The 20,731-nt window shown below is 71.0% G+C and carries 21 protein-coding genes and 1 tRNA gene; 8 read left to right on the top strand and 14 right to left on the bottom strand.

Annotated elements, in window-relative coordinates; translation table 11 throughout:
- Positions 1-78 precede the first annotated feature (78 nt).
- Together K4G22_RS19585 and bcp are read right to left on the bottom strand one after the other, a co-directional pair.
- The gene (locus tag K4G22_RS19585; RefSeq protein ID WP_228081583.1) at positions 79-858 is read right to left on the bottom strand and encodes an HAD-IIA family hydrolase; all 780 of its coding nucleotides are present in this window, start codon (positions 856-858) and stop codon (positions 79-81) included.
- Between the two features lie 13 nt (positions 859-871).
- A complete protein-coding gene (gene bcp / locus K4G22_RS19590; protein WP_228081584.1) occupies positions 872-1,339 on the bottom strand; it encodes a thioredoxin-dependent thiol peroxidase in 468 nt (155 codons plus the stop codon).
- A gap of 218 nt (positions 1,340-1,557) precedes the next feature.
- On the opposite strand from bcp, the gene K4G22_RS19595 reads away from it, so the two are divergent.
- Both K4G22_RS19595 and K4G22_RS19600 read left to right on the top strand, forming a co-directional pair.
- Positions 1,558-1,881 (top strand): DUF3618 domain-containing protein, encoded by a 324-nt coding sequence (locus tag K4G22_RS19595; RefSeq protein WP_228081585.1) that lies wholly within the window; start codon positions 1,558-1,560, stop codon positions 1,879-1,881.
- 73 nt (positions 1,882-1,954) lie between these two features.
- The gene (locus K4G22_RS19600) at positions 1,955-2,257 is read left to right on the top strand and encodes a GroES family chaperonin (RefSeq protein WP_228084158.1); all 303 of its coding nucleotides are present in this window, start codon (positions 1,955-1,957) and stop codon (positions 2,255-2,257) included.
- Between the two features lie 17 nt (positions 2,258-2,274).
- On the opposite strand, the gene K4G22_RS19605 is transcribed toward K4G22_RS19600, so the two are convergent.
- Complete coding sequence (locus tag K4G22_RS19605) at positions 2,275-4,722, bottom strand: transglycosylase domain-containing protein (protein WP_228081586.1); 2,448 nt, start codon at positions 4,720-4,722, stop codon at positions 2,275-2,277.
- Positions 4,723-4,921: 199 nt separating this feature from the next.
- Complete coding sequence (locus K4G22_RS19610; protein ID WP_228081587.1) at positions 4,922-6,193, bottom strand: SGNH/GDSL hydrolase family protein; 1,272 nt, start codon at positions 6,191-6,193, stop codon at positions 4,922-4,924.
- 205 nt (positions 6,194-6,398) lie between these two features.
- On the opposite strand from K4G22_RS19610, the gene K4G22_RS19615 reads away from it, so the two are divergent.
- Both K4G22_RS19615 and K4G22_RS19620 read left to right on the top strand, forming a co-directional pair.
- A complete protein-coding gene (locus K4G22_RS19615) occupies positions 6,399-7,721 on the top strand; it encodes a DUF445 domain-containing protein (protein WP_228081588.1) in 1,323 nt (440 codons plus the stop codon).
- 79 nt (positions 7,722-7,800) lie between these two features.
- Positions 7,801-7,888, top strand: a tRNA-Leu gene (locus K4G22_RS19620).
- A 58-nt stretch (positions 7,889-7,946) separates the two neighbouring features.
- Here K4G22_RS19620 and K4G22_RS19625 read toward each other — a convergent pair.
- Positions 7,947-8,375, bottom strand: a complete 429-nt coding sequence (locus tag K4G22_RS19625) for an OsmC family protein (protein WP_228081589.1) — start codon at positions 8,373-8,375, stop codon at positions 7,947-7,949.
- A gap of 152 nt (positions 8,376-8,527) precedes the next feature.
- Here K4G22_RS19625 and K4G22_RS19630 point away from each other — a divergent pair, with 152 nt between their 5' ends.
- Positions 8,528-8,839, top strand: coding sequence for an antibiotic biosynthesis monooxygenase family protein (locus K4G22_RS19630; protein ID WP_228081590.1), 312 nt, complete (start codon positions 8,528-8,530; stop codon positions 8,837-8,839).
- A gap of 23 nt (positions 8,840-8,862) precedes the next feature.
- On the opposite strand, the gene K4G22_RS19635 is transcribed toward K4G22_RS19630, so the two are convergent.
- From K4G22_RS19635 to K4G22_RS19665, 7 genes are all read right to left on the bottom strand, one after another.
- On the bottom strand, positions 8,863-9,663 hold the full coding sequence (locus tag K4G22_RS19635; protein ID WP_228081591.1) for an IclR family transcriptional regulator: 801 nt from the start codon (positions 9,661-9,663) through the stop codon (positions 8,863-8,865).
- Between the two features lie 144 nt (positions 9,664-9,807).
- Complete coding sequence (gene ehuA / locus K4G22_RS19640) at positions 9,808-10,629, bottom strand: ectoine/hydroxyectoine ABC transporter ATP-binding protein EhuA (protein ID WP_228081592.1); 822 nt, start codon at positions 10,627-10,629, stop codon at positions 9,808-9,810.
- The gene (ehuD, locus tag K4G22_RS19645) at positions 10,613-11,266 is read right to left on the bottom strand and encodes an ectoine/hydroxyectoine ABC transporter permease subunit EhuD (RefSeq protein ID WP_228081593.1); all 654 of its coding nucleotides are present in this window, start codon (positions 11,264-11,266) and stop codon (positions 10,613-10,615) included. Before ehuD ends, ehuA begins: the two co-directional genes overlap by 17 nt.
- The gene (gene ehuC / locus K4G22_RS19650) at positions 11,263-12,009 is read right to left on the bottom strand and encodes an ectoine/hydroxyectoine ABC transporter permease subunit EhuC (RefSeq protein WP_425336724.1); all 747 of its coding nucleotides are present in this window, start codon (positions 12,007-12,009) and stop codon (positions 11,263-11,265) included. Before ehuC ends, ehuD begins: the two co-directional genes overlap by 4 nt.
- Positions 12,009-12,920 carry an ectoine/hydroxyectoine ABC transporter substrate-binding protein EhuB gene (gene ehuB / locus K4G22_RS19655; protein ID WP_228081594.1) on the bottom strand — a complete coding sequence of 304 codons (912 nt, stop codon included), beginning with the start codon at positions 12,918-12,920 and terminating at the stop codon, positions 12,009-12,011. The genes ehuC and ehuB overlap by 1 nt, the downstream gene beginning before the upstream one ends.
- Positions 12,921-12,981: 61 nt before the next feature.
- Complete coding sequence (gene nhaA / locus K4G22_RS19660) at positions 12,982-14,238, bottom strand: Na+/H+ antiporter NhaA (RefSeq protein WP_228081595.1); 1,257 nt, start codon at positions 14,236-14,238, stop codon at positions 12,982-12,984.
- A gap of 69 nt (positions 14,239-14,307) precedes the next feature.
- On the bottom strand, positions 14,308-14,844 hold the full coding sequence (locus K4G22_RS19665) for a MarR family winged helix-turn-helix transcriptional regulator (RefSeq protein WP_228081596.1): 537 nt from the start codon (positions 14,842-14,844) through the stop codon (positions 14,308-14,310).
- Between the two features lie 49 nt (positions 14,845-14,893).
- Between K4G22_RS19665 and K4G22_RS19670 the strand changes: the two genes are divergently transcribed.
- Complete coding sequence (locus K4G22_RS19670; RefSeq protein WP_228081597.1) at positions 14,894-15,283, top strand: tautomerase family protein; 390 nt, start codon at positions 14,894-14,896, stop codon at positions 15,281-15,283.
- Between the two features lie 16 nt (positions 15,284-15,299).
- Here K4G22_RS19670 and K4G22_RS19675 read toward each other — a convergent pair whose 3' ends face one another.
- Complete coding sequence (locus tag K4G22_RS19675) at positions 15,300-16,097, bottom strand: potassium channel family protein (protein WP_228081598.1); 798 nt, start codon at positions 16,095-16,097, stop codon at positions 15,300-15,302.
- A gap of 28 nt (positions 16,098-16,125) precedes the next feature.
- The gene (locus K4G22_RS19680; protein ID WP_228081599.1) at positions 16,126-17,502 is read right to left on the bottom strand and encodes a TrkH family potassium uptake protein; all 1,377 of its coding nucleotides are present in this window, start codon (positions 17,500-17,502) and stop codon (positions 16,126-16,128) included.
- A gap of 196 nt (positions 17,503-17,698) precedes the next feature.
- On the opposite strand from K4G22_RS19680, the gene K4G22_RS19685 reads away from it, so the two are divergent.
- Together K4G22_RS19685 and K4G22_RS19690 are read left to right on the top strand one after the other, a co-directional pair.
- On the top strand, positions 17,699-18,379 hold the full coding sequence (locus K4G22_RS19685) for a DUF1449 domain-containing protein (RefSeq protein WP_228081600.1): 681 nt from the start codon (positions 17,699-17,701) through the stop codon (positions 18,377-18,379).
- A 251-nt stretch (positions 18,380-18,630) separates the two neighbouring features.
- On the top strand, positions 18,631-20,679 hold the full coding sequence (locus K4G22_RS19690; RefSeq protein ID WP_228081601.1) for an SPFH domain-containing protein: 2,049 nt from the start codon (positions 18,631-18,633) through the stop codon (positions 20,677-20,679).
- Positions 20,680-20,731: the final 52 nt, after the last annotated feature.

Below are 20,731 nucleotides of genomic sequence, written 5' to 3' on the forward strand. Positions count from 1 at the left end.
CTCCCGTGGCGTCGCCCACCGCATCCGCTGCCGGCTCGCCTTGGGCCGCTCGGGGGAGAGTTCGCGCCCGCCGGCGGCTCAGATCCGGTCCACCAGATCGGCGATCGAGTCCACCACCACGGAGGGGCGGAACGGGAAACGGTCGATCTCGCCCGGCTCCGTCAACCCCGTCAACACCAGGAACGTCTCCATGCCGGCCTCAAGACCGGCCAGCACATCGGTGTCCATCCGGTCGCCGACCATCGCGCTGGTCTCCGAGTGCGCCCCGATCAGGTTGAGCCCGGTGCGCATCATCAGCGGGTTGGGCTTGCCGACGAAGTACGGGTCGCGGCCGGTCGCCTTGGTGATCAGCGCGGCCACCGAGCCGGTCGCGGGCAGCGCGCCCTCGGCGGACGGGCCCGTGTGGTCCGGGTTGGTCGCGATGAACCTGGCGCCGCCGTTGATCAACCGGATCGCCTTGGTCAGCGACTCGAAGCTGTAGGTCCTCGTCTCGCCGAGCACCACGTAGTCCGGCGACGCGTCGCTCAGCACATAGCCCACGTCGTGCAGGGCGGTGGTCAGCCCCGCCTCCCCGATCACGAAGGCGGAGCCGCCCGGGCGCTGGTCGTGCAGGAACTGCGCGGTGGCCAGGGCCGACGTCCAGATGGCGTCCACCGGCACCTCAAGGCCCATCCGGGCCAGCCGCGCCTGGAGGTCACGCCGGGTGTAGATGGAGTTGTTGGTCAGCACCAGGAACGGCATGCCGGAATCCCGCAGCCGTCGGATGAACTCCTCGGCGCCCGGGATCGGCACCCCCTCGTGGATGAGCACCCCGTCCATGTCGGTCAGCCAGGACTTGATCGGCTTTCGCATCGGCACGCCGCACGACTCCTTAGAGGTCCAGATCCTTGATCAGCTTGGCCACATGCCCCGTGGCCCGCACGTTGTACAGCGCCTGGGCGACGCGGCCCTCCTCGTCCACGATCACCGTGGAGCGGATCACGCCGGTGACCGTCCTGCCGTACAGCTTCTTCTCGCCGAACGCGCCGTACGCCTCCAGCGTCGCCTTCTCCGGATCGCTGACGAGGGTGACCCGGAGGTCCTCCTTGCCACGGAACTTCGCCAGCTTCTCCGGCTTGTCGGGGGAGACCCCGATCACGTCGTAGCCGGCGTCGGCCAGGAGGTCGAGGTTGTCCGTGAAGTCGCACGCCTGCTTGGTGCAGCCCGGGGTGAGCGCGGCCGGGTAGAAGTACACGATGACCTTGCGGCCGGCGTGGTCCGCCAGCGAGACCGGCTTCCCGTCGGCGTCGGGCAGGGTGAACGCGGGGGCGACGTCCCCCGGTTGCAGACGCTCGCTCATGGCGCGGCTCCTTAGCGTTTCGTCACCGGTCGTGCCGGGGTGTTCCAGCGGGTCGCCGAGGCGTTACGGCGGGTTTGACGGCTTCCAGCTGCTTTCCAGAAGGATTGTGCGCCACCCAGCCTAATCGGGGTATCCGACAGGCATCGCCCCGGTGGAGCTGACACACTGTGCCGTGACCCGAGGGCCGTTGACACGGTGTGGACGATGGAGGCAGCAAGGTGCCGCAAGCAGCCAGGACAGCAGCGGAGATCGAGGAGCGGATCGCCCGCCGGCGCGAGAGCCTCGCCGTGACCCTCGACGAGATCGCGGTCCGGGTGCACCCCAGGACGATCGTCGGTGACGCCAAGGCGCGCGCCGCCGGCGCCGTCGACCGCACCGTGGGCAAGGCCGCCGTCGCGGTCAACCGAGGCGCCGACAACGTCCGCGCGCAGCTGGTCTCGTCCGAGGGCGGGCCCCGGCTCGACCGGGTGATCCCGGTCGCCGCGCTGGCCGTCGCCGTCACCGGCCTGTTGGTTCTCTCCTCCCGTCGCCGACGCCGGTAGTCAGCCGCCGGCGGCCCTGAGATACGGTCGCCTTGTGAGTTCGCATCCCACCCATGACAAACTGCCCATCCGCATGCTGCACGACCGGGTGTTGGTCAAGGCCGAGAGCGCCGAGGGTGAGCGCCGGTCCACCGGTGGCATCGTCATCCCCGCGACCGCCCAGGTCGGCCGCAGGCTCAGCTGGGCCGAGGTGGTCGCCGTCGGGCAGAACGTCCGCACCGTCGAGGCCGGCGACCGCGTGCTCTACGACCCGGAGGACCGCGCCGAGGTCGAGGTGCGGGCCGTGATGTACGTGCTGATGCGCGAGCGCGACGTGCACGCGGTGGCCGCCGAACGGCTCCAGGGCTCCGAGGACTCCACCGGGCTCTACCTCTGAGATCTCCTTGAGCGCGGTCAACCCGCCGGCGTGGTGACCGCGTCGGGCGTCGGCTCCTGGCCGGGGCCTGGGCCGGGTTCGGCCGTCGCCGCGCCGGCGGGGTCCTTCTCGCTCTCGGCCGCCACCGCGTCGACGGCGAGTGGCGGCGCGTTGTCGTCCCCGCCGGCGGGGCCGCTCTCGCCCCCGGACGGCTGGCTCGTCGACGGTGTCGAGCGCTCCGTCGCCCCCTCGTCCGGGGCGCTCGGCGACGTCGACGGGGTGCCGCTCTCGGCGGGGCTTCCGCCGGTGGAGGGGCCGGTGGACGACTCCGGGTCGCCGGACTCGCGCTCCTCGCCGTCCTCCCCTTCTTCGCCTTCCTCGCCGTCCCCGCCTTCCTCGCCTTCCTCGCCGTCCGAATCCTGGTCCCCGTCGCTGTGTTCGCGCCGCTCCGGCTCCCGCAGTTCGAAGGCGGTGGCGGGCTCGCCCTCCAGCGCCGCCTTGGTGTACTGGCCCCAGATGCGGGCCGGGAAGCCGCCGCCGCTGATCCGTTCGAGCCCCGCGGCGCCGTACAGCTCGCGCTGGGCGCCGGTCTCCGGGTCCTGGCCGAAGATGGCGACCACGGTGGCCAGTTCGGGGGTGAAGCCGGCGAACCAGGCGGCCCGGTCGTTCTCCGCCGTGCCGGTCTTGCCGGCCGCGGGCCGCCCGGCGCTCGCCGCCGCCGTGCCGGTGCCGCCGCGCACCACCGCCTCCAGCATCGCCGTCGTGCCGTCGGCGGCCTCCCGGGAGATCACCTGACGGGTCTCGGAACCGGGCAGCTCAAGCGGCTCGCCGTCCCTGGTGATCTCGGAGACCAGCACCACGGGACGGTGCTCGCCGTGTCGGGCCAGCGTGGCGTAGGCGCCGGCCAGATCGAGGGTGCTGGGCGTCGCGGTGCCCAGCGAGATGGAGGCGTCGGCCTCCGTGAGACCGGGAGTGGACTCGGGCAGGCCGAGGGCGACCGCGGTCTCGGCGACCAGCTCGGCGCCGACGTCGACGCCCATCTGTGCGAAGACCGCGTTGATGGACTTGTCCATCCCCTCGCTGACCTTGACGGTGCCGTAGGAGCGATTCTGCTCGTTCTCCGGGGACCAGCCCGTGCCCCGGCCGTCGCGGCCGACGACCTCCCGGCCGCTCTTCCCGTCGTACTCGGTCGAGGGGCCGATCAACTCGCCCTTGTGGGTGCGGGAGTCGTTCTCCAGCGCGGCGGCGTAGACGAACGGCTTGAAGGTGGAGGCGGCCTGGTAGTCCCGGCGGGTCGCGTTGTTCACATACTGGTCGACGTAGTCCCGGCCGCCGTACATGGCGACGACGTGCCCCGTCTCGGTGTCGACCGAGGTCGCGCCGGCCCGCACCCAGGCGTCCCGTTCGCGGTCCTCGCTCAGCGCGCTCTCCAACTGCTCGTCGACCGCCTGGGTGAGGGCGCGCTGCCGTTCGGGCTGGATGGTGGTGGTGATCCGGTACCCGCCGGTGCCGAGCTGGTCGTCGTCGACGATGTCGTGCTCGGCGAGGTAGGCGCGCACCGCCTCCACCAGATAGCCGCGCTCGCCGCCGAGCCCCGCGGAGACGTTCTCCTCGTTGGGCTCGGGGAACTCAAGGCCCGAGCGGTCCCGTTCGTCGAGCCAGCCCTCGGACACCATCCCGTCCAGCACGTACTCCCAACGGGCCACCGCGCGCCCGTGGTTCTGCGGGTTGCTGCGGACGTCGTAGGCGTTGGGCGAGTTGAGCAGCGCCGCCAGATAGGCGCCCTCGGCCTCGGTCAGCTCCTTGGCGGGCTTGCCGTAGTAGGCGTGCGCCGCCGCCTGGATGCCATAGGCGTTGCGACCGAAGTAGCTGGTGTTGAGGTAGCCCTCCAGGATTTCGTCCTTGCTCACCTCACGATCGAGCTTGACCGCGATAAATAGCTCCTTGACCTTTCTGGTCACGGTCTGCCGCTGATCGAGGTAGTAGTTCTTCACATACTGCTGAGTGATGGTCGATCCGGACTGCCGTCCGCCACCGCGCAGCATGTTCCAGCCGGCCCGCACCATCGCGGAGATGTCCACCGGGGGATCGTGGTAGAAATCGCGGTCCTCGGCGGCCAGCACGGCGTTCCTCACGTGTTCGGGCACCTCGGAGAGCGGGACGTTCTCCCGGTCGATCTCGCCGACCCTGGCCAACTGGCTGCCGTCCGCGTAGAGATAGACATTGCTCTGCGCCGCGGCGGCCGACTTGGGCTCGGGGATCTCCACCAGCAGGTAGCCGGTGATCAGCGCGCCGACCAGGATCACGATGCCGACCCCCGCCGTCACCAAGGCCGTGCGCCAGCTGGGCAGCAGCCGGCGCCAGCCGGTGCGGGGGCGCCTCGGTGGGCCACCGGCCGGGCGGGGCGCCCAGCCGGGCCACCGACCGGGGCGGGGCGGGTCGGCGGCGGAGTCGTCGCTGCTGGTGGGCGGGCTGTCGTCGCTCATGGGGCCCTCGTCACGACCTGGTGCATTACGTTAATCTGCCGTGCTGCCACGCTGAGGTGCTGTCACGGGTCACCACTCTCGCACCGTGCGTAACGAAGTGCGGGGGTCGGCCCTACCACCGGCGCGTCCGCTGTCCCCCCGGACGGGGGCGCCGACTCACCCGTTGGCCCCGCACGCGCGGCGGCCGTCCCGGCGGCGGTCAGAGGGCCTGGGCGTCCGCCTCGGACTCCACCAGGTCGGTCAGCTCGACGGCGTCGGCCATGGCCCGGAAACCGTTGTCGTTGGGGTGCAGCCCGTCGCCCGAGTCATAGGCGGGCAGCAGCAGATGCGGGGAGGTCGGATCGCTCAGCGCCGCGTCGATGTCGATCACCGCGTCGAAGATCCCGCCCGCCCTGATCTCCTCGTTGACCAGCTGGCGCACCACCTCGGCCTCGGCCGTCCAGCCGCGGTGCCCGCCGAACGGGGCCAGCGTGGCGCCCACCACCCGCAGCCCCTCGGCCCTGGCCTCGTCGGCCGCCTGGCGCAGGCCCCGCACCAGCACCGCCGGATCGGTGACCCGCGGTTCGAGCAGGATGTCGTTGATGCCCAGCTGAAGGATCAGGGCGCCGGCGCCCGGCTGTGGAAAGGCGTCGGTGCTGAGGCGCCGCAGCCCGCTTGTGCCGTTGAAGAGCCGGTCGGGGGCGCCGTCCCTGAGCAGCCGGTTGCCGCTGATGCCCTGGTTGAGCACCGCCAGCTCCGGCACGTCCGGGTCCGCGCGGAGCCGGGCGGCCAGGAAGTCCGTCCAGCGGTGGTTGGCGCCCGGCGTCGAGGTGATGCCGTCGGTGAGGGAGTCGCCGATCACCACCACGGCGCTGTCGGCGCGGGCCGTGAACACCTGCACGCCGGTGAGGTAGCGCCAGACGTCGGCCGATCTGGCGAAGCCGGCCCCGGAGAGCTGGCCGCTCTGGTCGCCCGCGGCCAGATAGGAGGGCTGCTGCGCCATCCGGTGGTACGTGACCGGGCCTGAGGGCTCGGGCGCGTAGAGGGAGACCAACAGGTCGGCCGCGTCCGGTATCTCCAGTGGCGTCGCGTCGCTGATCGCCGAGCCGCCCGGCGGGATGGTCACCGTGGTGCCGTCGCCGAACGTCACCTGCTGCATCGTGCCCTGATGGGCCGTGGGGCCGCCGAGCGCGGACGACAGCGCGACGGTGACGCCCGTGAACGTGACGGGCGCGGTGCCGTAGCGGTTCGACAGCTCGATCCGCAGCCCGCTGCCGCCCACGGAGGTGCGCACCACGTTCCGGATCGTCTGGTCGCCGAGGCCGTCCCTGGTGCCGGGCTCGGCGCCCGAGGGCGCGGCCGACCAGGTGCCGAGCCAGCCGCCCTGCGCCGCCGGCACCACGTTCGGCGCCGGCGTGGGCGCGGGCACGGCGATCTCGACCCGTTCCCCCCGTCCCGTACCGATGGCCAGCGCCACCCCCAGCAGGACCACAAGTGCACCCGCGAGTAGGCCGAAAACCCCTCGCCTGCTGACCTCTCCCACCCGAAGATGATCCCACGCGTCACCCGGACGGGCGCACCGTCCTGGCGTGGGCCGGGCCACACCGGGCCCGCTCAGGGGGCATCACCCGCCACAATGCGGGGGGAACGATGCGCCGGGTGCCCACCGCCGCGCACGGCGGACGCGAAGGGAGCGGATGACGATTCGCACGCAGGAGTCCACGGCCGACGAAGGTGCCGACGGGAACCCGGGATCGCTCGGCGCGCTCACCCCGGCCGACGAGCTGAAGCGGCGCGGACTGCGCCGGATGAAGGGCGTGGCCACCGGGCTGCTGGTGCTGGTCGCCGTGGTCTACGCGCTGGCCACCTGGGCCGAGCACAGCGGCGCGGGCCCCTGGGCCGGCTATGTGGCGGCGGCGGCCGAGGCCGGCATGGTGGGCGCGCTGGCCGACTGGTTCGCGGTGACCGCGCTCTTCCGCCACCCGCTGGGCCTGCCCATCCCGCACACCGCGATCATCCCCACCAAGAAGGACCAACTCGGCGAGTCCCTCGGCGAGTTCGTCGGCGAGAACTTCCTCTCCGAGCAGGTGGTCAGGGAGAAGCTGCGCTCCGTCGAGCTGGGTCAGCGGCTCGGCGACTGGCTCGCCGAGCCGGACAACGCCGACCGGGTCACCGCCGAGTTGGCGACGGCGGTGCGCGGCGGCCTCACGGTGCTGCGCGACGCGGACGTCCGCGAGGTGCTGGCCGAGTCGATCACCCGGCGGGCCGGCGAGACGGAGATCGCGCCCGCGCTCGGCCGGCTGCTGGAGAAGACCATCGCCGACGACGGCCACCGCCGGCTGGTCGATCTGGTGTTGGACGCCACCCACACCTGGCTCACCAGGCACCGGGACGCGGTGCTCGACGCCGTGGCCGGCGGCTCGCCGGGCTGGACGCCGCGCTTCGTGGACCGCCGGGTGGGGGAGCGGGTCTACCGGGAGCTGCTGCGGTTCGTCTCCGAGTCCAGGCAGCAGCCCGACCATCCGGCACGGGCCACCGTCGACCGCTTCCTCGCCGACTTCGCGCAGCAGTTGCAGCACGACGCCGAGACCAGGGAGCGGGTCGAGCGCCTCAAGCGGGACTTCCTGGCCAGGCCGGAGGTGCGGGAGCTGATCGCCTCCGCGTGGGGCGCGCTGCGCGCCATGGTGCTCACCGCCGCGGAGGACGAGCGCAGCGAGCTACGGCTGCGCGCCCGCGCCGCCGTGCTCGGCGTCGGCGGCCGGCTGGCGTCGGACGAGCGGCTGCGCGCCAAGCTGGACGGCTGGGTCGCCGACGCCACCATCCATGTGATCTCCGGCTACCGCCCCCAGATCACCTCGCTGATCACGGACACCGTCGCGGCCTGGGACGCGCCCACCACCTCCCGCAAGATCGAGCTGCACATCGGCCGTGACCTGCAGTTCATCCGGCTCAACGGCACCGTGATCGGCGCGCTTGCCGGGCTGGTGATCCATACCGTCACCCGCGCGCTCGGCGGCTGACCGCCCACGGAAGGGGACGTTCCCTGCCATCTCGGGGCAGGGGGGCGCGGCCGGCGCGGCCGGTAGAATCTCCGGGTGCGCGGCCGTGATGGAACTGGCAGTCATGCTGGGTTTAGGTCCCAGTGCGCTCTGAGCGCGTGAGGGTTCGAATCCCTCCGGCCGCACCAACAGGGCCGGGCCCCCGCCGCCCCTGACGGAGGGGTGACGGGGGCCCGGGTGCCTCGCTCAGCTGAGGAGCTCGGCCTCAAGGGTGATGGGGGCGCCGGCCAGCGCCTTGCTCACCGGGCAGTTCTCCTTGGCGCCGGCGGCGGCTTCCTGGAAGCCCTCCGCCGTCAGCCCGGGGACCCGGGCCTTCACCTTGAGCACGATGCCGGTGATGCCCTGCCCCGGCTGGAAGGTGACGTCGGCCTCGGTGTGCACCGACTCCGGCGGGGTGCCGGCGCCGGCCAGGCCGTGCGAGAGCGCCATCGAGAAGCACGCCGAGTGCGCGGCGGCGATCAGCTCCTCGGGGCTGGTGCGCCCCTCGGGGGCCTCCGCGCGGGACGGCCAGGTGAGGTCGAAGGTGCCGAGCCCGGACGAGTCCAGGTTCACCTTGCCGGCCCCCTCCATCAGGGAGCCTTCCCAGTTGGTCGTCGCGGTGCGTGTGGTTGCCATGGGCGATCCTCCGGAGGAAAACCAGTTTGTGGGTCCCCCACACGCTATCGCTGTCGGGTCGCCGAACGGGAAACCCCGGCGGTCAAGGAGACTGCTCCTGAAGGCGTTTCCCGGGGTTTCCCCGGTTGTACCCGAGAGGTGAGGTGGTCTCCGTGTCCGTGGTGAAGATCAACGTGCTGACCGTTCCGGCGGAGCAGCGGGAGGAGTTGGAGCGCAGGTTCGCCGGGCGGGCCGGTTCGGTGGAGCGGCAGGACGGCTTCGAGTGGTTCGAGCTGCTGCGGCCGGTCGAGGGCTCGGACCGCTATCTGGTCTACACCCGTTGGCGCAGCGAGGAGGACTTCCAGCGTTGGTCCGAAGGGCCGGCGCGGCAGGCGCACGGCGGTGGCGAGGGCAAGCGGCCGGCGGCCAGCGGCGCCGAGCTGTGGTCCTTCGACGTGGTCCAGCAGGCCGGCCCGGCCAGCTGACCGCCGGCCGCCCGGCGCCGCTCTCAGAGGCTGAGCGAGAGCAGCGCCGAGGCCGCCTGGCGGTTCAACTCCTCGGCGGCGCGGCGCAGTCGATGGGCCTCGCCGATCGGCAGCGAGAGGGCCAGGCAGCCCACCGTCGATCCGGCGGTCAGCGGGACGGCCGCGCACAGCGTGCCCACCGCGTACTCCTGGAAGTCCAGCACGGGCACGGTGGGCGGCTGCCGGTCCAGCGTGGTGAGCAGCACCCGGCGGTCCGTGATGGTGCGTGAGGTGAGCCTGGCGGCCCGGTGCCTGGCCAGGTGGTCCTGCCGGCCGTCGTGGTCGAGCTGGCTGAGCAGGCACTTGCCGATGGCGGTGGCGTGCGCGGCCGAGCGGAAGTCCACCCACTCGTTGACGCCGGGCGCGTCCGGGGTGTCGGAGATCCGGGGCACCTCAAGCTCGCCGTCGGCGTAACGCGCCAGGTAGACGGGGGCGTTGAGGGAGTCCCGCAGGGCGTCGAGGGCCCGCTGGAGGCGTTCGTCGCGGAACCGTCGACGGCTCTCCTCGCCGTCGCCGTCATCGCCGGTGCCATCGCCGGCGGAGGCGCCGCCGCTGAGCATCAGCAGGGCCTCACCGGGGGCGAAGACGTTCTCGAAGGGCTCCCGCGCATAGCCCTCGGCGACCAACATGCGGAGCAACTGGTCCTGTTGGTTGGGTGGGAGCCCGGTGGCCTGCCCCAGCTCGTCGGCGCGTATGCCGTCGGGGTGCCCGGCGATCGTCTCAAGCAGCCGCAGTGCGTACCGCACTGAGTGGAACGGGGCCGTGCGCCCGGGCGGTGTCGCCACGTCGTCCTCCTGCCAGCGTTCATGGGATCACGCGTGTGCGCCAAACGTCTACCAGCGTAGCGAGAACGACCCCGGTGGCGCGCCGGTTCACTCGGAACGGCGCTCCACCGGGGCCGGCTGGTCAGGGCCCGGGTCGGGCCCTGGTCACAGCACCGTGGAGAGGAACTCCTTGGTCCGGTCGTGCTCCGGCTCGCTGAAGATCTTGTCCGGCGATCCCGATTCCACGATCTTCCCCCGGTCGAACATCAGCACCGAGTCCGAGATGTCCTTCGCGAAGGACATCTCGTGGGTGACCACCAGCATGGTGATGTCGGTGCTCAGCGCGATGTCGCGCAGCACGTCCAGCACCCCGGCGACCAGTTCCGGGTCCAGCGCTGAGGTGACCTCGTCCAGCAACAGCACCTGGGGGCGCATCGCCAGGGCCCTGGCGATGGCCACGCGCTGCTGCTGACCGCCGGAGAGCTGACTCGGGTACTTGTCCAGCTGCTCGGAGAGCCCGACCAGCTCGATCAGCTCCTTGGCCCGCTGCTCCGCCTCGTCCTTGGAGAGCCCCAGGACATGGACCGGGGCCTCCATCACGTTGCGCAGCACCCGCATGTTGGGGAAGAGGTTGAAGTGCTGGAAGACCATGCCGATCTTCTTCCGCACCTCCCGCACATGGCCCTCGCTCGGCTTGACCAGCCGGCCGTTGCGCTCCTGGTGGGTCAGGTAGTCGCCGTCCACCTTGATGGTGCCCTCTTCGGGCGTGAGCAGCGTCATCAGCAGCCGCAGGATGGTGGTCTTACCCGATCCGGAAGGGCCGATGAGGGTGACGTGTTTGCCGGTGTCCACCGTGAAGTCCAGCTGGTCGAGGACGGTCACGTCACCGAACCGCTTGGTGACCTTCTCGAACCGCACCAGCTCGCTACCGGTGGCGCGGCTGCCGTTGGTGGTCTCGTTTCTCGGGGTTTCAGCTGGTGAGGGCAAGACGACGCTCCAGAACTCGGATCAGCAGAGAGGCCGGGTAGGCGATGACGAGGAAGGCGATGCCCACGATCGTGTAGGCCTCGGTGGTGAAGGTGGTGTTGCTGAAGTTCTCGGCCTCTCCGAGCATTTCCATCGCCCCGATGACCGCGATCATGGGGGAGTCCTTCAGCATCGCGATGACGTAGTTGCCCAGGGCCGGCACGACGCGGCGGATGGCCTGCGGCAGGATCACCGCGAGCCAGGTGCGCGACCTCGGCAGGCTGAGCGCCGTGGCCGCCTCCCACTGGCCGACCGGCACGCCGCCGATCCCCGCCCGGTAGACCTCGGCGGTGTAGGTCGAGTAGTGCAGGCCGAGGCCGATGATGCCGGTGGTGAGCGCCGACATCGATGGCCCCCACTCGGGCACCACGTAGTACAGGAAGAACAGCTGCACCAGCAGCGGCGTGTTCCTGATGAACTCGGTCAGCGCGGTCACCGGCCAGCGCACCCAGGCGTACGGCGAGCGCTGGGCCATGGCCCAGACCAGGCCGAGGCCGAAGGCGATCAGCGAGCCGAGTACCAGCGCCCGCAGGGTGACGGCGAGACCGTCCCAGAAGACGGGCATGAAGTCACTGACGACGTCCCAGTCCCAGTTCACTTGGCCGCACCTCCCGTGGTGAGCGCGCCAGAGCCCTCACCGGCGCTCTCCCGCAGGGAGAGCTTCGCCAGCAGCCCGCGACGTGGTTCGGGACGGCCGACGTTGGCCTTGGCGTGGCGCTCCAGGACGCGCATCCCCCGGGTCATCACAAACGCCAGCGCGAAGTAGAGCACCAGCAGCAGGGTGTAGATCGGGGCGCTCTCGTTGCTGCCGAGGCGCACCAGGTTGCCCGCGTAGGTCATGTCGGCGACGGTGATGGTGGAGACCAGCGCGGTGCCCTTCAGCAGCTCGATCAGCAGGTTGTTGAACGGCGGCACGATCTCGGGCCACGCCTGGGGGATCTCGATCCGCCGCAGCCGTTGCATCCGGGTGAAGCTCAACGCGATCCCCGCCTCGCGTTGCCCTTCGGGCACGGCGGCCAGCGCGCCGCGCACCACCTCGGAGCCGTAGGCGCCATAGGTCAGGCCGAGTGCCAGCACACCCGCGTACATCGGTGCGAACTGCCACTGGAGCAGCAGTGGCACCGAGAAGACCAGCCAGAACATCAGCACCAGCGACGACATGCCGCGGAAGACCTCGAAGTAGACGCCGGCGACGAACCGGACGATCCACAGCCGGGAGGTGCGCAGGGTGCCGATGGCGAACGCGACCACCAGGGCGAGGGCCGCGCTGTAGAGGGTCACCTGGATCGTGATCCAGATGCCCGGCAGGAAGTAGTTGTTGAACATCCCCTCGGTCATCATCAGCAAAGCTCCTCAGCGGTGAGCTCGGTCATCTCCGCCTCGGTGAACCCGAAGGGTGCGACGATCTCCAGCAGCTCGCCGCTCTCCTTGAGCTTGTGCAACTCCTCGTTGAAGGCGTTGCGCAGGTTCTGCTCGGAGAGCCGGAAGGCGAAGCCGCCGGCGCCGTAGGCCGGCTCGCCGTTGACGATCGGGACGAACGCCTCGGTCGCCTCGACCTGGCTGTTGCCCTCGACCACGCCCATGACCGTCACATTGGTCCCGGCGAACGCGTCGGCGCGTCCCTGCGACACGGCGTCGAGGCCGGCCACCTGGTCGGGCAGGATCAGCAGCCTGCTGTTGGGTACGCCGGCGGCCAGCGCGTAGTCGATCTCCGCGTACGCCTGGCCGGTGGCCAGGGTGAGGCCCTGCTCGGCGATGTCCTCGTATCGGGTGATGCCGTGGGGATTGCCCGCCGGAACGATGAACGAGTCCGGCATCTGGTAGTCGGGATCGGAGAAAAGGACCTGGGCGCATCGCTCAGGGGTGATGTACATGCCGGCGGAGACCACGTCGAAGGTTCTGGCCTTGAGCCCGGGGATCAACGCGCTGAAGTCGACCGGTACCGGTTCGACGTTGTCGACGCCCAGTCGTTGGAAAAGGACCTTGGCGATCTCCGGGGCCTCGCCCGTGGGCTCGCCGTCGTCGTTGATGTAGCCGAAGGGGGGCTCGTTGGCGATGCCGACCTTCACGGTGCCCGAATCGCGCAGCCGCTCCAGCAGATCACCCCCCTCCACCTTGCCCTCGGCGGGGACCCGACTGCAGCCGGCCGCCGCCAAGCCGCCGAAGACGGCGGCGCCGGCCAGCAGCGATCGCCGGCTGAGGCCGGCTCGCCGGTGTCTGTCGCTCGGAAACTCTCTCTCTGGTGGAGCCATGGCCGCGCGGCTACCCAGACTCACCGCATCTATGCGGGGCTCTTCGTGTAATGGGTCTCGTTTAGGTCTCGGAAATGGAGGAGGCCGAGCCGGCCTCCCGGAGCCGTGCGCGGCCCCGCAGGGTGAGGACCACCGAGGCGCAGACGGCAGCCAGCAGGGAGGCCAACAGCACGGCCACCTTGACGTGTTCCTCCAGCGCCGGGTCGTCGACGAAGGCCAGCTCCGTGATCAGCAGGGAGACGGTGAACCCGATGCCGGCCAGCAGAGCGAGCCCCGCTACATCGCCCCAGCGCAGCGCTGGGTTGAGTCGGGCGCGGGTGAACCTGGCCATGAGATAACTGGCACCGAAGATGCCCAGCAGCTTGCCCAGGAAAAGCCCGGCCACCACACCCAGGGCCTCCGGCTCGCCCGCCATCTCGCCGATGGTGTTGGGGGACACGGAGACCCCCGCCGCGAACAGCGCGAAGATCGGCACCGCGAGGCCCGCCGAGTACGGGTGCACCAGATGACCGATGTGCTCCGCGGGCGACTCCTCCTCGTCGTCCCTCGGGGTCGCCCGCAGCAACATGCCGAGTGCCACGCCCGCGACCGTGGCGTGCACCCCGCTGTGGTACATCAGCACCCAGACCGCCACCCCTAGCGGAACGTACACATACCAGCCGCGCACCCCCCGACCGTGCAGCAGCCGGAAGACCACGAGCCCGGCCACCGCGCCCAGCAGGGCCAGGAAGTCGAGGTCGGAGGTGAAGAAGATCGCGATCACCAGGATGGCGATCAGGTCGTCCACGATCGCCAGGGTCAGTAGGAAGGTGCGCAGCGCGCTCGGCAGATGGCGGCCGACGACGGCTAGCACGCCGAGGGCGAACGCGATGTCGGTGGCCATGGGCACCGCCCAGCCGTCCGAGAGCCCACCCTGTGGCAGGGCCACGACCAGGTAGATCAGCGCCGGAACCGCCATGCCGCCGATGGCCGCCACCACGGGGATCGCGGCAGCTGCCGGGCGGCGCAGCTCGCCCACGGTCAGCTCGCGCTTCAACTCGGTGCCGGCGACGAAGAAGAAGATCGCCAACAGCCCGTCCGCCGCCCAGTGTCCCACGGACAGGTCGAGCCCGAGGAAGGGGATCGTGAGGTGGTGGTTCCGCAGGTCGGTGTAGCCATCGCTCAGCGGGGAGTTGGCCAGCAGGAGAGCGAGGGCGGCGGCCACCAGGAGCAGCATGCCACCGGTGACCTCAAGGCGAAGAAAGTCCGCGACGGAGCGGCGGTCCCGCTCGGCAGGAGTGAGCCTTATTTTCTGAGGAACCTTGAGGGGCGGGGTCATACGGTGCCTTTCGAACGGAAGACGGGTCGCGGACTTCGACGCCGACCAGTCTTCCCGGCACACCCTGCCCTACTTTACCGGATGGTGCACCAGGACCAGCACGTCAGGGGGTTGGTTCTCCTCCTCCGGTGTCTCCGCGAGCGCCGCCTCATAGGCGGTGAACGCCCGGACCACGGCGGCGCGTTCGGCCGGTTGGAGCGGGGCCAGCGCGGTGCGCCAGGCGCGGGCGCCGGGGGAGAGCCAGCGTTCCAGCACCGGACGCTTGGCCTCGGGGACGCTGACGATGCGCCGCCGCCGGTCCGCTTCGTCCTCGCGCCGGTCCAGCACGCCCTTTCTGCTCAGCTCGCCCACCAGCAGACTCGCCGTGGTCGGCGCCACCTCAAGGCGGTCGGCGAGGTCCCTGACCGTCATCGGGCCGTCGAGGAGCAGGAACGACAGCAGCGAGAGGTGGCGCGGGGCGAGCGCCATCTCCCGTAGTTCCTCGGGGACTTCCAGGCGTTTGATCCGGCCTACGGCGCGGGGCAGCACCAGCAGCAGGGTGCGGATGGCGGCGTCCAGATCGCCGTCGTCGTCCGCTGCGGGCTGGACGGGGGGCGAGATGGCCATTACGTTTGCTTCCAAATCTATTTTGGCTCCACTCGATACCGGAGGAAGTATGCCGCACTGCACCGTCACCGTCGCCGAGGAACTCCTGGACGGGACCGTCGAGGAGCGCCTGGCCGAGCGCCTCACCGACACCGTGGTCTCCGTCTACGGCGACTGGGCCCGGCCCCTGGTGGTCATCGCCTTCCACGCCATCCCCACCGCGCGGTTCGCGGTGGGCGGCAAGCTCGGCACCGCGCCGGCCCCTGCCGTCCGACTGGAGAGCCGCGCCGGGATCTTCGAGCTGGTCCCGGACGCCGCCCCCCGACTGGCCGCCGGCCTCACCGACGCCCTGGCCGAGTCGCTCGGCGAGCGGTTCCGCCCGGACGTCGCCGTCACCCTGGTCGGGGTGGCCGACGACCGCTCGGCGGTCGGCGGCACGCTCTTCGCCGACCAGCCCTGAACGGTGAGGGCGCGGCTCAGGTGAGGTCGGCGAAGGTCTCCACGTCGCCGGTGCGTCCGGTCACCACGATCACGTCCCCCGGCTCGATCACCGTCTCGGCGGTGGCGTGGGTGAACTGCCTGCCCGGCCGTTTGACGCCGACGACGGTGACCCCGTAGCGCCTGCGGACCCCGCTCTCGCCCAGCGGCATCCCCGTCGTCGTCTCCGGGGCGACCGTCTTGACCAGGGCGTAGTCGTCGTCGAACTCGATGAAGTTGAGCATCCGGCCGGTCACCAGATGGGCGACCCGCTCGCCCATCTCGTGCTCCGGCAGGATCACGTGGTGGGCGCCCAACCGCTCCAGGATCTTGCCGTGCTGGCGGCTGATCGCCTTGGCCCAGATGTTCGGCACGCCCTCGTCCAGCAGGTTGGAGGTGACCAGGATGCTCGCCTCCACATGGGTGCCGATGGCGACCACGGCGCGGCTGAACTCCCGCACCCCGAGCTGGCGCAGCACCTCCTCGTCGGTGGCGTCGGCCTGCACCGCGTGGGTGAGGACGTCGCGGTGCTGGCGCACCAGCCGCTCGTCGGCGTCGATGCCGAGCACCTCCCAGCCCCTGCGCATCAGCTCCTCGGCCAGCGAGGTGCCGAAGCGGCCCAGGCCGACCACCGCGATCCGCTGCTCCTCCCGCGCCGGCCTGGGCGCCCGCCTCCCGCGCTCGCGCGCGGGGTCGTCGCAGTCGTCCGCGTGTTCGGGGTGTTCCGCGTGTTCTGCGTTATCGGGTCCCGTGTGCTTGCCGCGCCTGCGGCGCAGCGCGTGCAGATAGCTGCTCATGTCGCTCCATGGTGGTGCCGGTGGTTCGTCAACCGATGATCGGCCGTTCGGCGGGGAGCCGGTACCGCTGGGGCCTGGCCCGCAGGGCGAGCGCGGAGACCAGGGTGATGGGGCCGACCCGGCCGATGAACATCAGCGCGATGATGATCAGTTGGCAGCTCGCCGGGCTCTCCCTGACCAGGCCCGAATGGAGACCGGCGGTGCCGAAGGCCGAGACCGCGGTGAAGATCACCAGCTCGGCCCTCGCCTCCAGCACGGCCATCAGCGCGATGGCCGCGACGGTCACCAGCGCCACGCTCAGCAGCGTGACGGTGAGCGCCTGGCGCACCACCTCCGCGGTGAGCCGGCGACCGAAGAGCTGGGCCTCCCGCTGCCCGTTGACCTCGGCGAGCACGGCGGCGCCGAGCACCGCGACCGTGGTCACCTTGATGCCGCCCGCGGTGCCGGCGCTGCCGCCGCCGACGAACATCAGCAGCGAGGTGCCCAGCAGCGTCTCCGGCTCCATCGCGGCGATGTCCGTGGTGTTGAACCCGGCGGTGCGCGCGACCGTGGAGTGGAAGAAGGCGTTGAGCAGCTTGCCGCCGACGCCGAACGAGCCGAACGTCTCCGCGTTGGACCACTCGAAGGCCAGGGTCAGCGCCGTCCCGCCGACCAGCAGCAGCGCGCTGGTGGCCAGCGTGAGGCGCAGATGGAGCGACCAGCGGTGGAAGCCGCGTTCGCGACGGGTGGCGCGGGCGCGCAGCAGTTCGATGATCACGGGGAAGCCGAGGCCGCCGAGCAGCGCGGCCAGCGCGATCGGCAGCAGGGTCCAGGGGTCGTGGGCGAACGGGGTGAGATTGCCCGGGTAGGGGCTGAGGCCCGCGTTGTTGAACGCCGAGATCGCGTGGAAGACGCCGTGGTAGAGCGCCTCGCCCAGGGGCTCCTGGTAGTGGAGGGCGAGTCGGGCGGTGAGCAGCAGCGCGGTCACCGCCTCGACGGTGACGGTGATCAGCGCGACGCGGAGCAGCAGCCGGCGGATGTCGCCGCTGCCCGCGCTGGTCTCGGTGTCCAGGCTGAGGGCGGTGCGCAGCCGCAGCTTCCCGGCCACCAGCAGGGCCAGCAGCGAGGCCAGCGTCATGATGCCGAAGCCGCCGATCTGGACCAGGGCGAGCACCACGGTGTCCCCGAAGCCGCTCCAGTAGGTGCCGGTGTCCACCAGGAACAGGCCGGTCACGCAGACGCCGGAGGTCGCGGTGAAGAGGGCGGTCAGCAGGCTGGGGGACTCGCCCTGGGCGGAGGCGACGGGGAGCTTCAGCAGCACCGTGCCCAGCACGATGGCCAGGGCCAGGGCGAGCACCACGAGGCGGGCCGGGTGGGTCTGGGCGAGCAGCCGGCGCAGCGGGATCGCGAGGTGCGCCACGGGCATCCCCGTTTCTGCTCGCGGGTGGACGCGGGTGTGCGGAGGCCGTGGGCGGGCACGGCTGACAGCGAGTCAGCATAGCCAGTGAGCGGGGCTTTTGGCCGCTTCTGGGGCGCTTTGCCGGGGAGCGGTGGGGAAGTGTACTGGCGCACGCGGGTATTAAGGATGTATTAATATGGTCAAGTGACCTCGGGGGGGTGACATGGGCGACTTCTTTTCCACCGCGTTGGATTTTCCCGCTGTCGTCTTCTCCATCCCCCTGGCCGTGGTGTTGCTCTACTGGCTGTTCGCCCTCGCCTTCGGCGTGGGCGCTGGCGATGTGGACGCCGATGTGTCCGCCGACGCCGGCGCGGGCGGTGGATTCGGCTGGTTCGGTCTCGGCGGGGTTCCGCTCGCCGTGCCGCTGTCGCTGCTGGTGGCCCTCGCGTGGTTCGTCTCCATGGCGGGCGCCGAGCTGATCGACGAAGGGGTCGGTCAGGCGGTCGTGCCGCCGGTGGCCCTGTTCGTCGGCTGGGCCGGCAGCTGGCTGGCGGTCAGACCGCTGCGCCGGCTCTTCCGGGCCGAGAGCGGGATCTACCACCAGGACTTCGTCGGCCGGGTGTGCGAGGTGCGCACCAGCCGGGTCACCGGGGGCTTCGGACAGGCCGAGGTGGCCGCCGACGACGGCGGCACCGCGATCATCCAGATCCGCGCCGAGGGCCCTGAGGCGGACGAACTTGCCTCCGGACACCGGGCGTTGATCTACGGCTACGAGTCCGATGGCGGGTTCTTCTGGGTCGCGCCCTACGACGCCGGCCCGTTGGAGCTCGACCGGGCGGACGCGCCCGTCGAGGATCCAGGACCTGACGAACCCGGGCCCGGCCGAAACCGGGCACGGGGCTGACAGCGTCCTCGTCTTCAGTCGGACGTTCACCGCTCCACCACCTCGATCTCGTTCCCACACAGCTGCCACACCCGTCACACCGTCGCGCCGCACATGTGCCACACGTCGGCCGCGATCGGGCGCCCAGGCGCCCGCGCGCAGGTGTGCGGTCACCACCGGGCGCTCCGCACCGTCGCGACCCACCGCGAACGGGGCGCCGCCGCGCGGGCCTTGCCGCCCGCCGACTCGAACACACAAGGGGGGCCAACCTCATGGACACTCTCGGGACCAGCCTCGGCGTGCTGATCGCCGCGATCCTGATCATCGTTCTGGCCACGTTGTTCCTGCTCACCCGGCTCTTCCGCAAGGTGGAGCAGGGCAAGGCACTGATCGTCTCCAAGGTGCGCAAGGTGGATGTCACCTTCACCGGGGCCGTGGTGCTGCCGGTGCTGCACCGGGCGGAGATCATGGACATCTCCGTGAAGGCCATCGAGATCGGCCGTACCGGCCACGAGGGCCTGATCTGCAAGGACAACATCCGCGCCGATATCCGCATCTCGTTCTTCGTGCGGGTCAACAAGACGGTGTCCGACGTGATCAAGGTGGCCCAGGCCATCGGCACCGAGCGCGCCAGCGACCGCGCCACGCTCCAGGAGCTGTTCAACGCGAAGTTCTCCGAGGCGCTCAAGACCGTCGGCAAGCAGCTGGACTTCGCCGACCTCTACACCAAGCGTGACGAGTTCCGCGACCGCATCATCGCCGTCATCGGCACCGACCTCAACGGCTACAGCCTGGAGGACGCGGCGATCGACTACCTGGAGCAGACCCCGCTCGGCCAGCTCGACAAGAACAACATCCTGGACGCCCAGGGCATCCGGAAGATCACCGAACTCACCGCCGCCCAGCATGTGTTGACCAACGAGTTCCGGCGCCACGAGGAGAAGGAGATCACCCGCCAGAACGTGGACGCCAAGGAGGCCGTCCTGGAGCTGGAGCGCCGGCAGGCCGATGCGGAGATCAAGCAGCGCCGCGAGATCGAGACCGTGCGGGCCCGCGAGGAGGCCGAGACCGCGCGCGTCCAGGCCGAGGAGCGGCTGCGCGCCCAGGCCGCGCACCTGAAGACCGAGGAGGTCCTCGGGGTGCAGAACGAGAACCGCGAGCGCGAGGTCGCCGTCGCCCGGCTCAACCGGGACCGCGTGGTGGCCATCGAGAACGAGCGGATCGAGAAGGACCGGATGCTTGAGGTCATCGCCCGCGACCGGGAGACCGGCCTCACCCGCATCGCCGCCGACAAGGAACTGGAAGGCGAGAAGCGGGACATCGCCGATGTGATCCGGGAGCGGATCGCCGTCGAGAAGACCGTCGCCCAGCAGGAGGAGGACATCAAGCGGCTGCGCACCGTCGAGGAGGCCGAGCGCGACCGCCAGTCCGTCATCATCGCCGCCGAGGCCGAGGCCCAGGAGCGGCTCGTCAAGGACATCAAGGCCGCTGAGGCCGCCGAGACGGCCGCCGTCCACCGGGCCAACGAGACCCTCACCATCGCCGAGGCCCAGCGCAAGGCGGCCGAGCTGGAGGCGCAGGCCGCGATCCGGCTGGCCGAGGGCAAGCGCGCCGAGGCCGCAGCGCCCGGCATGGCCGAGGCCGAGGTGCAGGAGCGGATGGCGCAGGCCATCGCCGCGACCAAGCGGGCCGAGGCGGACGCCGCCCGGGAGATGGGCCTGGCCGAGGCCGAGGCACTGCGCGAGAAGATGGGCGCCGAGGCGACCGGCATCAAGGAGAAGGCCGAGTCGATGGCCGCGCTGGACGCGGCCAGCCGCGAGCACGAGGAGTACCGGCTGCGCCTGGAGGCCGACAAGGACGTCAGGCTCGCCGGCATCGACGTGCACCGGCAGATCGCCGAGGCCCAGGCATCCCTGGTCGGTGCCGGGTTGGAGAAGGCGAAGATCGACATCGTCGGCGGCGACACGGTGTTCTTCGAGAAGCTGGTCGGCGCCATCTCGGCCGGCAAGAGCCTCGACGGCTTCATCGACCGCTCCGAGCACGCCCAGGCCATGGCGGGCCCCTGGCTGGACAAGGAGAACTCCACCTTCACCCAGGACCTCGGCCGGATGGTCGGCGGCCTGGGCGCCTCCGGAATGCGCGATCTGACGATCGCCGGGTTGCTCAGCGGCCTGATCGCCAAGGGCGGTGACGCCAGCGGCCAGTTGGGCGGTCTGCTGGAGACGCTGCGGGCCCAGGGCCTCGGCGACACCCGCGTCGCCGAACTGGCCGGCGCCAACGGCACCCTGATCAAGGGCGAGGGACCCCGCCTGGAGAAGTGAGGGGCGGCGCCCCCGCCCTCCCCCGGCGACCCGCCGGGGGAGGGCGGGGGCG

The organism is Streptomyces profundus, from assembly GCF_020740535.1.
Lineage (GTDB): Bacteria > Actinomycetota > Actinomycetes > Streptomycetales > Streptomycetaceae > Streptomyces > Streptomyces profundus.

What these genes read in the sequence shown, in the direction of transcription:
- bcp (WP_228081584.1), bottom strand. Translation starts at nt 1,339, where the DNA reads ATGAGCGAGCGTCTGCAACCGGGGGACGTCGCCCCCGCGTTCACCCTG.
- K4G22_RS19615 (WP_228081588.1), top strand. Translation starts at nt 6,399, where the DNA reads ATGACGATTCGCACGCAGGAGTCCACGGCCGACGAAGGTGCCGACGGG.
- ehuC (WP_425336724.1), bottom strand. Translation starts at nt 12,009, where the DNA reads ATGATGACCGAGGGGATGTTCAACAACTACTTCCTGCCGGGCATCTGG.
- K4G22_RS19670 (WP_228081597.1), top strand. Translation starts at nt 14,894, where the DNA reads ATGCCGCACTGCACCGTCACCGTCGCCGAGGAACTCCTGGACGGGACC.
- K4G22_RS19680 (WP_228081599.1), bottom strand. Translation starts at nt 17,502, where the DNA reads ATGCCCGTGGCGCACCTCGCGATCCCGCTGCGCCGGCTGCTCGCCCAG.
- ehuB (WP_228081594.1), bottom strand. Translation starts at nt 12,920, where the DNA reads ATGGCTCCACCAGAGAGAGAGTTTCCGAGCGACAGACACCGGCGAGCC.
- K4G22_RS19625 (WP_228081589.1), bottom strand. Translation starts at nt 8,375, where the DNA reads ATGGCAACCACACGCACCGCGACGACCAACTGGGAAGGCTCCCTGATG.
- K4G22_RS19605 (WP_228081586.1), bottom strand. Translation starts at nt 4,722, where the DNA reads ATGAGCGACGACAGCCCGCCCACCAGCAGCGACGACTCCGCCGCCGAC.
- nhaA (WP_228081595.1), bottom strand. Translation starts at nt 14,238, where the DNA reads ATGACCCCGCCCCTCAAGGTTCCTCAGAAAATAAGGCTCACTCCTGCC.
- K4G22_RS19600 (WP_228084158.1), top strand. Translation starts at nt 1,955, where the DNA reads ATGCTGCACGACCGGGTGTTGGTCAAGGCCGAGAGCGCCGAGGGTGAG.
- K4G22_RS19675 (WP_228081598.1), bottom strand. Translation starts at nt 16,097, where the DNA reads ATGAGCAGCTATCTGCACGCGCTGCGCCGCAGGCGCGGCAAGCACACG.
- K4G22_RS19690 (WP_228081601.1), top strand. Translation starts at nt 18,631, where the DNA reads ATGGACACTCTCGGGACCAGCCTCGGCGTGCTGATCGCCGCGATCCTG.
- K4G22_RS19685 (WP_228081600.1), top strand. Translation starts at nt 17,699, where the DNA reads ATGGGCGACTTCTTTTCCACCGCGTTGGATTTTCCCGCTGTCGTCTTC.
- K4G22_RS19665 (WP_228081596.1), bottom strand. Translation starts at nt 14,844, where the DNA reads ATGGCCATCTCGCCCCCCGTCCAGCCCGCAGCGGACGACGACGGCGAT.